The sequence below is a fragment of the Streptomyces sp. NPDC002580 genome (genome assembly GCF_042889485.1).
Lineage (GTDB): Bacteria > Actinomycetota > Actinomycetes > Streptomycetales > Streptomycetaceae > Streptomyces.
Window position 1 is genome coordinate 505,883 of the sequence record NZ_JBIAQZ010000003.1, and the last position, 12,444, is coordinate 518,326.

Annotated in this window: 11 protein-coding genes; 8 read left to right on the forward strand and 3 right to left on the reverse strand. The window is 72.1% G+C overall.

What is annotated here, in order from left to right; all coding sequences use genetic code 11:
* Nucleotides 1–253 precede the first annotated feature (253 nt).
* Complete coding sequence (locus ACFYW7_RS13250; RefSeq protein ID WP_389501287.1) at nucleotides 254–2,332, forward strand: protein kinase; 2,079 nt, start codon at nucleotides 254–256, stop codon at nucleotides 2,330–2,332.
* A gap of 720 nt (nucleotides 2,333–3,052) precedes the next feature.
* Here ACFYW7_RS13250 and ACFYW7_RS13255 read toward each other — a convergent pair.
* Nucleotides 3,053–3,796, reverse strand: a complete 744-nt coding sequence (locus ACFYW7_RS13255) for an SLATT domain-containing protein (RefSeq protein ID WP_389501289.1) — start codon at nucleotides 3,794–3,796, stop codon at nucleotides 3,053–3,055.
* Nucleotides 3,797–4,095: 299 nt separating this feature from the next.
* Between ACFYW7_RS13255 and ACFYW7_RS13260 the strand changes: the two genes are divergently transcribed.
* From ACFYW7_RS13260 to ACFYW7_RS13290, 7 genes are all read left to right on the forward strand, one after another.
* Nucleotides 4,096–4,440: a YbaB/EbfC family nucleoid-associated protein gene (locus ACFYW7_RS13260; RefSeq protein ID WP_389501655.1), complete on the forward strand. Its 345-nt coding sequence runs from the start codon at nucleotides 4,096–4,098 to the stop codon at nucleotides 4,438–4,440.
* 86 nt (nucleotides 4,441–4,526) lie between these two features.
* A complete protein-coding gene (gene recR / locus ACFYW7_RS13265) occupies nucleotides 4,527–5,126 on the forward strand; it encodes a recombination mediator RecR (protein ID WP_389501291.1) in 600 nt (199 codons plus the stop codon).
* On the forward strand, nucleotides 5,119–5,778 hold the full coding sequence (locus tag ACFYW7_RS13270) for a DUF5063 domain-containing protein (RefSeq protein WP_389501293.1): 660 nt from the start codon (nucleotides 5,119–5,121) through the stop codon (nucleotides 5,776–5,778). The genes recR and ACFYW7_RS13270 overlap by 8 nt, the downstream gene beginning before the upstream one ends.
* A gap of 292 nt (nucleotides 5,779–6,070) precedes the next feature.
* Complete coding sequence (locus ACFYW7_RS13275; protein WP_389501296.1) at nucleotides 6,071–7,363, forward strand: aspartate kinase; 1,293 nt, start codon at nucleotides 6,071–6,073, stop codon at nucleotides 7,361–7,363.
* Nucleotides 7,360–8,421, forward strand: a complete 1,062-nt coding sequence (locus tag ACFYW7_RS13280; protein ID WP_389501298.1) for an aspartate-semialdehyde dehydrogenase — start codon at nucleotides 7,360–7,362, stop codon at nucleotides 8,419–8,421. Before ACFYW7_RS13275 ends, ACFYW7_RS13280 begins: the two co-directional genes overlap by 4 nt.
* A 552-nt stretch (nucleotides 8,422–8,973) precedes the next feature.
* The gene (locus ACFYW7_RS13285) at nucleotides 8,974–9,549 is read left to right on the forward strand and encodes a SigE family RNA polymerase sigma factor (RefSeq protein ID WP_389501300.1); all 576 of its coding nucleotides are present in this window, start codon (nucleotides 8,974–8,976) and stop codon (nucleotides 9,547–9,549) included.
* An 86-nt stretch (nucleotides 9,550–9,635) separates the two neighbouring features.
* Nucleotides 9,636–10,844 (forward strand): hypothetical protein, encoded by a 1,209-nt coding sequence (locus tag ACFYW7_RS13290; protein ID WP_389501302.1) that lies wholly within the window; start codon nucleotides 9,636–9,638, stop codon nucleotides 10,842–10,844.
* A gap of 130 nt (nucleotides 10,845–10,974) precedes the next feature.
* On the opposite strand, the gene ACFYW7_RS13295 is transcribed toward ACFYW7_RS13290, so the two are convergent.
* The gene (locus ACFYW7_RS13295; RefSeq protein ID WP_389501304.1) at nucleotides 10,975–11,796 is read right to left on the reverse strand and encodes an SURF1 family protein; all 822 of its coding nucleotides are present in this window, start codon (nucleotides 11,794–11,796) and stop codon (nucleotides 10,975–10,977) included.
* Nucleotides 11,797–11,890: 94 nt separating this feature from the next.
* Nucleotides 11,891–12,265 carry a nuclear transport factor 2 family protein gene (locus ACFYW7_RS13300; protein ID WP_389501306.1) on the reverse strand — a complete coding sequence of 125 codons (375 nt, stop codon included), beginning with the start codon at nucleotides 12,263–12,265 and terminating at the stop codon, nucleotides 11,891–11,893.
* Nucleotides 12,266–12,444 lie beyond the last annotated feature (179 nt).

Consider the following 12,444-nt stretch of genomic DNA (forward strand, 5'->3'; position numbering starts at 1 on the left):
CGTCTCCGTCCCGTCCGGGCGGACCCACGGGGGCGCCCCGTCCGGGCGGGCTCACGGGGGCGCCCCGTCCGGTCCGGCTCACGGGTCCGTCGCGTCCGTGTGCCCGCCCGGACGCCGGCGTCCGGGGGAGAACGCCGCACCTGTTACGAAACCGGCACCAGCCGTGACGGAACCGTGGAGACCGCCCCGTACGCCTCTTGGTGGGGCGCACTATCCTCGGTCTGTTGCAGACATACGGGGGGTGGGTGCTGCCATGGAGAAGCTGTGGGCAGGGGATCCGCAGCAGATCGGGGCGTACCGACTGCTGGCGCGGCTGGGGGCCGGCGGGATGGGCCATGTCTATCTCGCGCGTTCCGACCGGGGACGTACCGTCGCCGTCAAGCTGGTCCGCGAGGAGCTCGCCGAGCAGGAGGAGTTCCGGGCCCGCTTCCGCCAGGAGGTGCAGGCCGCGCGCCGGGTCGGCGGGCTCTGGACCGCGCCCGTCCTGGACGCTGACACCGAGGCCGGGATCCCGTGGGTGGCCACCGGCTATGTCGCGGGGCCCTCGCTCCAGGCCGTCGTGGGGCGCGACCACGGCGCCCTGCCCGAGCGGTCGGTGCGCATCCTCGCCGCGGGTCTCGCGCACGCCCTTCAGGACATCCACTCCGCGGGCCTCATCCACCGCGACCTCAAGCCCTCCAACGTCCTCGTCACCATCGACGGCCCCCGCGTCATCGACTTCGGCATCGCCCGCGCCCTGGAGACGGTGACCGACGGCGGCCTGACCCACACCGGGGCGCTCGTCGGATCGCCCGGGTTCATGGCACCCGAGCAGGTGCGCGGCGACCGCGTCACGCCCGCGTGCGACGTCTTCTGCCTGGGCTCGATCCTGTCGTACGCCGCCACCGGCGCCCTTCCATTCGGGGCGGCCAACAGCGGTGTGCACGCCATGATGTTCCGCATCGTCCAGGAGGAGCCCGACCTGACGGGGGTGCCCGAGGGCCTCGCCGACCTCGTGCGGGACTGTCTGCGCAAGGACGCCGACGCCCGGCCGAGCCTCGACGAGATCCTGGAGCGCACCGGCGCCGGGGAGACCGTCGCGGACGGGCGCACCCTCGATCCGTGGCTGCCCAGCGCTCTGGTGGCCCAACTCGGGCGCCACGCGGTGCGGTTGCTCGACACGGAGAACCCCGACGACGGACCGGCACAGCCACGGGACGCCGGCCCGGGACGGGCCGTGCCCGCCCTGCCGCCGGGGCCCGCGCCGCAGGTCCCCGCCCCGGACCTCTCCAAGCCGCCGTCGTCCGCGTCCGCCGGCTCGGCCTCCGCCGCCTCCTCGACGCCCTCCGCCTCCTCGTCGACGCCCGAGGCGTCCGGCGATGCCTCCCCCGAGCACGCGCCCGCGCCGGCCGAGGAGGGCGCGGGCACCCCGCCGCCGCCCGGGCGGCCCGGCACCGCGAACCATCCGCCCACCTTCGTCGCGGGCGCGGGCGGGACGCCTCCGCCGGCGGCACCGGCCGGCCCGCATCCCGTGTACGGCTACCCGCAGCAGCACCCGCAGTCCGCCGGGCAGGGCCCGGCGCACCCCGCGTACGGCTACCCGCAGGCCGGCTACCCGCAGGCCGGCTGGGGCGCGCCCCAGCCTCCGGCGTACGGCTCGACGCCCCCGTACGGACCGGGCGCCGCCGCCCACCCGTACGGACCCGGCGGCACCACCCCGCCGCACGGCCAGACCCCTCCGTACGGTCCCGCGGTCGCCCTGTCGGCACCCGAACCCCCGCGCAGGAGCGGCCAGTCCACCGCTCTCCTCGTCGTCGTGGCGCTGGTCGTCGCGCTCGGCGCGGGCGGCAGCGTGTATGCGCTGCTGAAGGGCGGCGCGGACGGCGGCCAGGACGATCCCAAGGCGTCCGCGCCCGCCTCCGGGACGCCGGAGCGGAGCGCCTCGCGGGAGCCGTCCGAGGGTTCCGGGTCACCGGGCACCGGGACGGTCCGGGACGGCACCGTCCCGGAGGCGTTCCTCGGCACCTGGGACTCCGCCATCGACAACGCCACCGGCCACAACACCCGTCGGCTGACCATCGAGCAGGGCGACGTCGGTGAGACCGTGCTCACGCTCACCGCGGACGGTCCGGCCGGCAGCGGCACCTACCACTGCGTCTTCGAGGCCGCGCTGACGGAGGCCCCCGGGGCGGACGGACCGCTGGAGATAGGCCCCTCCCAGGTCACCTCCGGCGAACCGGCGAGCTCCTGTTCCCCGGGCGCCGCCTCCGAGGTCACCCTGCTGTCGGACGGCCGGCTGCGCCGGGTGAACACCGACTCGGGCGAGGCGCTGACGTACACGAAGGGCGGCTGAGGCGGCCACCGGGCCCGCGGTCCCGGCCGCGGGCCGGGCGCCCCTGAGGGGGCGCCAACAGCCTTGTCTTCCAAGGGCGTTGAAGTTCACCTGGCGTATGTGGGTTGTTTTCGGCCGGAGTCGTACGGTGACCGCACCGCAGGGCTCGGGGAGCGGCTCGCAGGGGAGTGGCTGAGCGCAGAGAACGTCGTGGCCGTGGGAACCGCCGGCATCGGTGTCGTCGCCTCCGCCGCGATGGTCCGGTACGAGCGGAGGGCGCCGCGCCACAAGAGGATCGGCTGCAGCGAGCTCAACAGCGCGGGCGGTCACCAGGGGCTGCGCCGGATCGGCCTCGACGGCCACCTCCGCCTCCGTCGAGGACCTGGAGCACGGCGCCCCGGACTCCCCGTACCGCGAGATCGAGTACGCCCACACCTACGGCTCGCCGTCCAAGGCTTCCTCGCCTCCAGTTTCCTCACCCGCATCCGCCTGGGCGGCGGCCAGGACGTCATCCGCGCCCACGGCCGTCTGCCCTGCGGGACGGCGGCCGGGCCGAAGACCTGCGGAGCCGGGGGACGCCCCGGAGCCACCCGAGCGCAGGAGGTGACCGGCTGGTCCGGGAGCCGTCATGGGAATCGGCCCGGGTGGGAGAGAGGGGTGCGCGGGCGGGTGTGAGGGCGGGTGTGTCTCCGCGCCGGTGTGAGGCGGGGGGGTGAGTCCCGGGCCGGTGGGCCGGGACCGTCAGCGGGGCTCCGGGGGGCGCTGGCGGGGCATGTTCGGGCGGGCTCCCGGCGGCAGCGGGGCGCGTCCGTTCAAGGGGGGCCCGTCGGCCCGGGGGGCTCCGGCCGACGAGGACTGGATGCCCAGCGGAGCCGGCCCCGTACGGAACTCCACCATCCAGTCCGCCGTCTCGGTGCGCACCAGCTCCGTGACGTCCTCCGAGAACCTCCGCAGCACTCCCAGGCACCGGTCGGCCGCCTCGCTGGCCGTGCCGTCCGCGGGTCCCAGCACCTCGCGCACGCTCTCCGACGCCCAGTCGAACTGAAGTGCCTGAAGGCGCCGCTGTACGGCCTGCGCGGTGGCCACGTCCCTTATCCACCCGGAGGTCACACCGAAGAACCGGTCGACGGCGACACAGGCGACGGCGAGCAGCAGCGCCAGATATCCCCACGGAGCCACCCCGGTCACCGACCCGGTGAGGTCGAGCAGCGGCAGCGCCGCCCCGGAGACGGCTCCCAGCGCGGAACCGCACCGCAGCAGACGGGCCCCCCACCGCTTCCACATGCGGTCGGACAGGTACCAGGCCGCCGTGTCGAGCGCCCCCTGCTCCACCCAGCGGTACAGCTCGTGGAGCCGCTCGGCGGGCTCCCCCCAGTCTCCGAGCGGGAAGGCCCGGCCGGTCAGGTCGCCCGGCCGGGGCCCCGCCGCACCCTCGCTCCGCCCGTCCTGGGGCGGCCCCTCGGGCTGCATCTCCGGCTGGCTCACCCGGCACTCCCTAGTTGACGACGGCGACGGTGACGACGACGGACGATGGTCATGGAACGAACGCTGTGTGACGTCAAGTGACGCGTGGTGCGAATGCGCCGCCCCCTTCCTACCGCCCAATGGGTGGCGATGGGCCGGGTTTCCCCGCTTTTCCGCCTGCAAGAGGGTCTTGATCAGGTATAGGCGTCGCTACAGCATCACTCGAAAGAGTGCTTGGGCGACGGGCCCGTCAACCACGTAGGCTCATGCTGGACAGGAAAAACGGTCCGGACAGCCGTACTCGAAACCAGGAGCTGATCGTGATTCCCGGTGGTGGCCAGCCCAACATGCAGCAGTTGCTGCAGCAGGCCCAGAAGATGCAGGAGTCGCTGGCGAACGCGCAGGAGGAACTCGCGCGGACGGAGGTCGGGGGCCAGTCGGGCGGCGGCCTGGTGAAGGCGACCGTGACGGGTTCCGGAGAGCTCCGCGGCCTGGTGATCGACCCGAAGGCGGTCGACCCCGAGGACACCGAGACGCTCGCCGACCTGATCGTCGCGGCCGTCCAGGCGGCCAACGAGAACGCGCAGGCGCTCCAGCAGCGGACGCTCGGCCCGCTCACCGAGGGGCTCGGCGGCGGCGGCGGCATCCCCGGTCTGCCTTTCTAAGACCGGTGGCGGCCAACTACCGTACGCACAGGCAAGAAACGTAGGACGTAACCAGGCGGTACCAGGGCACTCGGAAAGGCGATCCGTTGTACGAAGGCGTAGTTCAGGACCTCATCGACGAACTGGGGCGGCTCCCCGGCGTCGGTCCCAAGAGCGCGCAGCGGATCGCCTTCCACATCCTGCAGGCGGAGCCGACGGACGTCCGCCGGCTCGCGCAGACCCTCATGGAGGTCAAGGCGAAGGTCCGCTTCTGCGCGACCTGCGGCAACGTCGCACAGGAAGAGCTGTGCAACATCTGCCGCGACCCGCGCCGCGACCTCACGGTGATCTGCGTGGTGGAGGAGCCGAAGGACGTCATCGCGGTCGAGCGGACGCGTGAGTTCCGGGGCAAGTACCACGTGCTCGGCGGGGCGATCAGCCCGATCGAGGGCGTCGGCCCGGACGACCTGCGGATAAGGGAACTCCTGGCCCGCCTCGCCGACGGCGCGGTCACCGAGCTCATCCTGGCCACCGACCCGAACCTGGAGGGCGAGGCCACGGCCACGTATCTCGCCCGCATGATCAAGCCCATGGGCCTCAAGGTCACCCGCCTGGCCAGCGGCCTCCCGGTGGGTGGCGACCTGGAATACGCGGACGAGGTCACGCTCGGCCGCGCCTTCGAGGGGAGACGACTTCTAGATGTCTGACGCCACGCTGCACGCGACCAGCCCGGACCCCGACGACTTCGTGGTCCAGATCGCCGACCAGGTAGAGAGTTTCCTGGTCGCCGTCACCGAGGTGGCCAAGGGCGACGAGCCGGACTCGGCCGTGCCCTTCCTCCTCCTGGAGGTCTCCCAGCTCCTCCTGGCCGGCGGCCGTCTCGGCGCGCACGAGGACATCGTCCCCGACGAGCGCTACGAGCCGGACCTGGGCCCGGAAGCCGACGTGGACGAACTCCGCGAACGTCTCGCGGCGATGCTGGAGCCGATCGACGTCTACTCCGAGGTCTTCGACCCCTACGAGCCGCGCAAGGCCCCGGTCCCGGCCCGTATCTCCGACGACCTGGCCGACGTCATGGCCGACCTGCGCCACGGCATGGCCCACTACCGCGCGGGCCGCACCACGGAGGCCCTGTGGTGGTGGCAGTTCTCCTACTTCTCCAACTGGGGCTCCACGGCCTCCGCGACCCTGCGCGCCCTGCAGTCCGTGGTGGCCCACGTCCGGCTGAACCAGCCCCTGGAGGAGCTCGACGGCCTGGACACCGACCAGGACCTCGGCGAGGAGGCCCTCGCGGAAGAGGCCGGCAAGGTGATGGTCGAGGAGATCGCCGGGCCGCTGGGCCTGCGGACGGTCAAGTAACCGGGCCTGCTCCGGCGGGGCGCGGCGCGATCGCCGCGCCCCGCCCCGCTCTTGTGTGCGATCGGCCGGATCCCCGGGTGTGACTCGGGGCACTTTCGGAGTGCCGGGGCCCCGGCACGGGCAGGTGCCGTCTCGGAGCGGCCGGATGTCCCTGACCACCTGACAGCCCGGGTGATCACGTCGTGAGCGGGACATCTCACGATGCGATACCCCGGAAGGGAAATCCGGCCGCTCGTTAGACTGAGCCGACCGCAGTTGTGCGGTGCAGAGACGGATTGAGCGAGGAGCGCACGTGGGCCTTGTCGTGCAGAAGTACGGAGGTTCCTCCGTAGCCGATGCCGAGGGCATCAAGCGCGTCGCCAAGCGAATCGTGGAAGCGAAGAAGAACGGCCACCAAGTGGTCGTCGTCGTTTCCGCGATGGGCGACACGACGGACGAGCTGATCGATCTCGCCGAGCAGGTATCTCCGATGCCCAGCGGGCGAGAGTTCGACATGCTGCTGACCGCCGGAGAGCGGATCTCCATGGCCCTGCTGGCGATGGCGATCAAGAACCTGGGCCACAGCGCGCAGAGCTTCACCGGCAGCCAGGCAGGGGTCATCACCGACTCGGTCCACAACAAAGCGCGGATCATCGACGTCACCCCGGGCCGTATCCGTACGGCGCTCGACGAGGGCAACATCGCCATCGTCGCCGGGTTCCAGGGCGTCTCGCAGGACAAGAAGGACATCACCACGCTGGGGCGCGGCGGGTCCGACACCACGGCCGTCGCGCTGGCCGCGGCGCTCGAGGCCGAGGTGTGCGAGATCTACACCGACGTGGACGGCGTGTTCACCGCCGACCCGCGCGTGGTGAAGAAGGCGAAGAAGATCGACTGGATCGCCTTCGAGGACATGCTGGAGCTCGCCGCCTCCGGCTCGAAGGTGCTGCTCCACCGCTGCGTGGAATACGCCCGCCGTTACAACATCCCGATCCACGTGCGCTCGTCCTTCAGCGGACTTCAGGGCACCTGGGTCAGCAGCGCACCACTCGTGCAGAAGACACAGCAGCAAGGGGACCAGAAGGTGGAGCAGGCTCTCATTTCCGGTGTCGCGCACGACACCTCCGAGGCCAAGGTCACGGTCGTCGGTGTCCCGGACAAGCCGGGCGAGGCCGCCTCGATCTTCCGCGCCATCGCCGACGCCGAGATCAACATCGACATGATCGTGCAGAACGTGTCGGCGGCGACCACGGGCCTGACGGACATCTCCTTCACCCTCCCGAAGACCGAGGGCCGCAAGGCCATCGACGCCCTGGAGAAGGCGAAGGGCGTGATCGGCTTCGAGTCGCTGCGCTACGACGACCAGATCGGCAAGATCTCGCTCGTCGGCGCCGGCATGAAGACGAACCCGGGTGTCACGGCCGGCTTCTTCGAGGCGCTCACCGACGCCGGGGTCAACATCGAGCTGATCTCGACGTCCGAGATCCGCATCTCCGTCGTCACCCGCGCCGATGACGTGAACGACGCCGTGCGCGCCGTGCACAGCGCCTTCGGGCTCGACTCCGACAGCGACGAGGCCGTCGTCTACGGAGGCACCGGGCGATGACCGGACGTCCGACGCTCGCGGTCGTGGGAGCGACCGGGGCCGTCGGCTCGGTCATGCTCCAGATCCTGTCCCAGCACGCGGACATCTGGGGCGAGATCCGTCTGATCGCCTCGCCGCGCTCGGCCGGCCGCAAGCTGGCCGTGCGCGGTGTGGAGGTCGAGGTGCTGGCCCTGTCGGAGGAGGTCCTCGACGGGGCCGACGTCGTCATGTTCGACGTACCGGACGAGGTGGCCGCGCGATGGGCGCCGATCGCCGCCGCCAAGGGCGCGGTCGTCGTCGACAACTCCGGAGCCTTCCGGATGGACCCGGAAGTGCCCCTCGTCGTCCCCGAGGTCAATCCGCACGCCGCGCGGGTGCGACCGCGCGGGATCGTCGCCAACCCGAACTGCACGACCCTGTCCATGATCGTGGCGCTCGGCGCGCTGCACGCCGAGTTCGGGCTGCGCGAACTCGTCGTCTCCTCCTACCAGGCCGTCAGCGGCGCGGGCCGGGCGGGCGTCGACACCCTGCGCCGGCAGATGTCCCTGGTCGCCGGTACGGAGCTGGGGACCGGCCCCGGTGACGTACGCCGGGCGGTGGGCGACGACACGGGCCCGTTCCCGGAGCCGGTCGCCCTGAACGTGGTGCCGTGGGCCGGGTCGCTCGCCGAGGACGGCTGGTCCTCGGAGGAGATGAAGGTCCGCGACGAGACGCGCAAGATCCTCGGGCTGCCCCGGCTGAAGGTCGCGGTGACCTGCGTCAGGGTTCCCGTGGTCACCACGCACTCCCTGACCGTGCACGCCCGCTTCCAGGACGAGGTCACCGTCGACGCGGCACGGGAGATCCTGGCCACCGCGCCCGGCGTCGTGCTCTTCGACAACCCGGCCGCCGGCGAGTTCCCCACGCCCGCGGACGTGGTGGGCACCGACCCGACCTGGGTGGGCCGGGTCCGTCGGGCGCTGGACGATCCGACGGCCCTCGAACTGTTCGTCTGCGGGGACAACCTGCGCAAGGGCGCGGCCCTGAACACCGCCCAGATCGCGGAGCTGGTGGCGGCGGAGCTCACCGGGACCGGCTAGGACGGGTCCCGGACCGCCCGCGGTCCGGTTCTCCGAAAGCGCGCGCCGTCGACAGGATCTGCGCCCGGGGCGTCCTCCCGCCGAAACCCCGATGCCTTTTCGGCCGTCGGTTTGTAGGATCCGTGTCGGTCCAGTGATCAATCTAATGGTCCGGACCACTTGAACGATCCCGCCTGGCCGTCCGAAAATTTTGCTTCCGGTCCTCCGCAACCGCGCGGGCGGTCGGGAGCGTCTTTGCGGTCGCCATTCAGGGGCTCCAGGGGGCGGCAGAGCATTGGGCATAGGGGAAGAGCTGTTACGCATGAGGGCATTTAGCGCACCGTCGCGCGTGCTGGGCGGCGCACCGGTGGGCCGTCCGGGCGGCGTTCCGAGGGGCGGGATTCCGGCCAATGCGACACCCGGAGCGAATGCGATGGCTGCCGCGTACAACCCTGCCGGGGGGATGTGTGTCCAACTGGCGTGGCAGAGGTACTCGAATTCACCGCGGTACAGACAAGGGGCAGGGCCCTGCGTCCACCCCGCCGACTCCGCGGCTCCGGCGCGCTCAGTGGCATGCCGGTGATCGCGCCCATGCCCGCAGCGCGGCCCGCCCGCATCCCGAACCAGCGTGACGGCGCCGAGGACAGTCTGGCGGCGGGTACGACCGTCGACCATCTCACCGAGACCTACCGGGCGCACTACCGCTCGCTCCTCGGTCTCGCGGCGCTCCTGCTCGACGACACCGCCTCCTGCGAGGACGTCGTCCAGGAGGCGTTCATCCGGGTGCACTCGGCGCGCAAACGCGTCCGGGACCCGGAGAAGACGCTCGCCTACCTGCGGCAGACGGTCGTCAATCTTTCGCGCTCGGCCCTGCGCCGCCGCATCATCGGCCTCAAGCTGCTCTCGAAGCCGATGCCCGACATGGCGAGCGCCGAGGAAGGCGCGTACGACCAGTTGGAGCGCGACGCGCTGATCAAGGCGATGAAGGGACTCCAGCGCCGCCAGCGTGAGGTCCTCGTCCTGCGCTACTTCGCGGACATGACCGAGGCTCAGGTCGCCGAGACGCTCGGTGTCTCCCTGGGCTCCGTGAAGGCGTACGGATCGCGCGGCATCGCCGCCCTCCGCGTCGCCATGGGGGCCACGGCATGAGTGCGCACGACGACGACCGACAGCGCCCCGAGGACGAGGGGCGCTCGGAAAACGAGCACAAGCGATCGCAAGCTGGGAACGGAACTGTGAACCACGGCCCCGACGAACAGCCCGACACACAGGGCACGGACGGACCGGGACCCGAAGGCCTCGGTTCCGACGAACACCCCGAGACCCTTGGCACGGACGGACCGGGACCCGGACGCCCCGGTTCCGACGAACACCCCGACACCCTGGGCACGGACCAGCCGGGACCCGAAGGCCCCGGTTCCGACGTACGCCCCGACATCCTGGGTCTGGGCGGACCGGGACTCGACGGCCTCGGTTCCGACGAACTGGCGCTGCGCCGACTGCTGCAGCAGGCCGTGGAGGAGATCGAACCGACCGACGGCACCCTGGACCATCTGCGCCGCGCGGTACCGGCCCGGCGGGCGCGCAAGCGGCAGGCCGTGGTCGGCATGGCCGCGGCGGCCCTCTTCGTCGGCATGGCGATCCCGGCGTTCGTCCACGTCTCGAACTCCTCCGGGGCGAACGCCAACCCGTCCAACGCGGCCAACCAAACGGATGTCCAGGGCGGCGAGAACGAGGGCAAGGCGAACGGCGGCGGCAAGAACGCGGGCGACTCCAACGGCACGTCCAAGGGCCAGGGCGAGGACGGCAAGAAGCATTCATCGGGCGGCAAGGACACGGGCGCGAGCGGGGCCGCCACCGGCGGCGCCGGTCCCTCGGCCTCGGCCCCGGCGGCCACCGCCTGCACGTCGGCCCAGCTCGGCGGCGCGTCCGGCGCGGCCGCGGGCCCGGACTCCACCGGCACGGTCTACGGCTCCTTCACCGTCTCGAACGTCTCCACCACCGTCTGTACGGTCACCGGAGCCGGCACCGTCGGCACGCTCGCCCAGGGCGCGGCGGACGCCGGCAGGATCGGTGTGGCGACGCATGTGGCGGGTGACGCGGCCGCCGGGCTGCCCGACCCGTCCGCGGAGGTCACCTCGCTGGTGCTCCAGCCCGGTACCTCGTACGTGGTGAAGTTCGCCTGGGTGCCCTCGGCTACGTGTCCCACCGTGGAGCCCACGCCGGACCCGACCCCCACGGAGGGTGCCACCGACACCGGCGGAACCGCCGGCGAGACGGGCGGCGGCAGTTCCGTGGCGACCCAGCTCCTCCGCACGGACGGGGTACAGCCGGGCAGCGTGGTCATCTCCAGCACGGCGGCCACGGGCGGCGCGTCCGCGTCGGTGACCGTGCCCGACGCCTGCGCGGGCACCGTCTACCACACGGGAATCCTGGCGTCCTGACGGCCGTGCGCGGCGCGTGGACCGACGACGGGTGCGCGCCGACGGGGATACGGGGCTCACGCCGACGGCCGCCCGGTTCTCCCGGGCCGGCCCCGGCCGTGGTGTCGGGCGCCGGCGTCGGACCTCGGTGTCAGACGGTGGGGGACGGGGTCGCCGTGGTGGTGGTGTCGTCCTCGGACCGCTGCTCGGAGAGGTCCGGGAACAGCCCCAGTTCGGCGTCACGGGCGAACTCCACCTCGCGGCGCAGCAGCCGGAACCACATGAAGACCACGAAGCCCGCGAAGACGAACCACTCGCCGGTGTAGCCGAGGTTCTGGAACGCCTTGAGGTCCAGGCCCGTGTTCTGCGGCGCGGTCGGAGGCACCGCCTTCATCCCGGCGTCGGCCCGGGTGAGCGTGATCCACGCGTCGTACGGGGCGTACGGCACGAGGTTCACCAGCGACGCGGAGCTGATCGCGGCGGTCTGGCCCGCGGGGAGTCCGCCGGCCGAGCTGACACCGTTCGATCCGGGACTCTCGGACGCCTGGAGCGCACCCGTGACGGTGACCTCGCCGGCCGGGGCGGCCGGGGCCTTCGCCGGGTCGGCCTCACCGGGCAGCCAGCCCCTGACCACGGGCAGCGCCTTGCCGCCGTCGACCCGCAGGAACGTCAGCACGTAGTACCCGCGCCTGCCGTCCAGTTCACGGCCGGGCACGAGGAGCTGCTCGCCGTACCGGCCCTTCGCGGTGGTCTGCTCGCCGGACGTCTCCGTGGTCACGGGCAGCATCTCGGCGAGCGGCCGGGCCGCGTCCGTCCCGGCGGTCGAAGCGGCCTTGTCCGCCGTCCGGTGGTCCTGCACCCGGTCCTCGAAGCGCCCCAACTGCCACGACCCCATGAACACGCAGAAGGGGATGGCCAACAGGACGAAGACGTTGATCCCCCACCAGCGGGGCGTCAGCAGGAACCGGTACACGCCGTCCACGGTACGGGGCCGACCCGCGGGACTCGGCCGTGGGTCCCCCAAGGACTCCGGTCCCACGGGCCTGAGCCGGCCGGCGAGGGCCGGTTCAATAGCGCTCGGCCAGGTGCTCCCGCCCCGCCGGGGGCTCGTAGGGTTCGGGCCAGAAGTCGGTCACCGTGGCGATGCGGCCCTCCGCGTCCGCCGTGAAGAACGTGATCGCGTGCATCTTCTCCAGACCCATGGAGAAGAGGGTCCAGCTGACGGCCTGACCGGGCTCGGCCGTCACCCGCTCGATCCGGACCTGCCAGTCGCCCGGATACTCACGGTTGAACTCCACGTACCGCTCCCTGCCGCTGATGCGCTCCCGGGTCTGCGGCAGGGTGTAGACGACGTCATCGGCGAGCAGGTCCGCGAACGCGCCCCACTCCCGGGCGTTGGCGGCGGCCCAGTACCTTTCGACGGTCTTGCGCAGATCAGTCATGCGAAAAAGTCTGCACCCCGGCACTGACATCGCCCCTGACCTGCGCACACGCCCTCACCGCGAGCCCGGAACCGGCTCGCTGCGCGGACGCGTCGGCCGGCCGCGCGGTCTCGGCGGACGGACGGCCGAGGGCGTCGGGACGGGAGTTCGTCCACAGGCCGGGGGACCTCGTCGGCACG

What these genes read in the sequence shown, in the direction of transcription:
- ACFYW7_RS13250 (WP_389501287.1), top strand. Translation starts at nt 254, where the DNA reads ATGGAGAAGCTGTGGGCAGGGGATCCGCAGCAGATCGGGGCGTACCGA.
- ACFYW7_RS13270 (WP_389501293.1), top strand. Translation starts at nt 5,119, where the DNA reads ATGTCTGACGCCACGCTGCACGCGACCAGCCCGGACCCCGACGACTTC.
- ACFYW7_RS13280 (WP_389501298.1), top strand. Translation starts at nt 7,360, where the DNA reads ATGACCGGACGTCCGACGCTCGCGGTCGTGGGAGCGACCGGGGCCGTC.
- ACFYW7_RS13285 (WP_389501300.1), top strand. Translation starts at nt 8,974, where the DNA reads ATGCCGGTGATCGCGCCCATGCCCGCAGCGCGGCCCGCCCGCATCCCG.
- ACFYW7_RS13300 (WP_389501306.1), bottom strand. Translation starts at nt 12,265, where the DNA reads ATGACTGATCTGCGCAAGACCGTCGAAAGGTACTGGGCCGCCGCCAAC.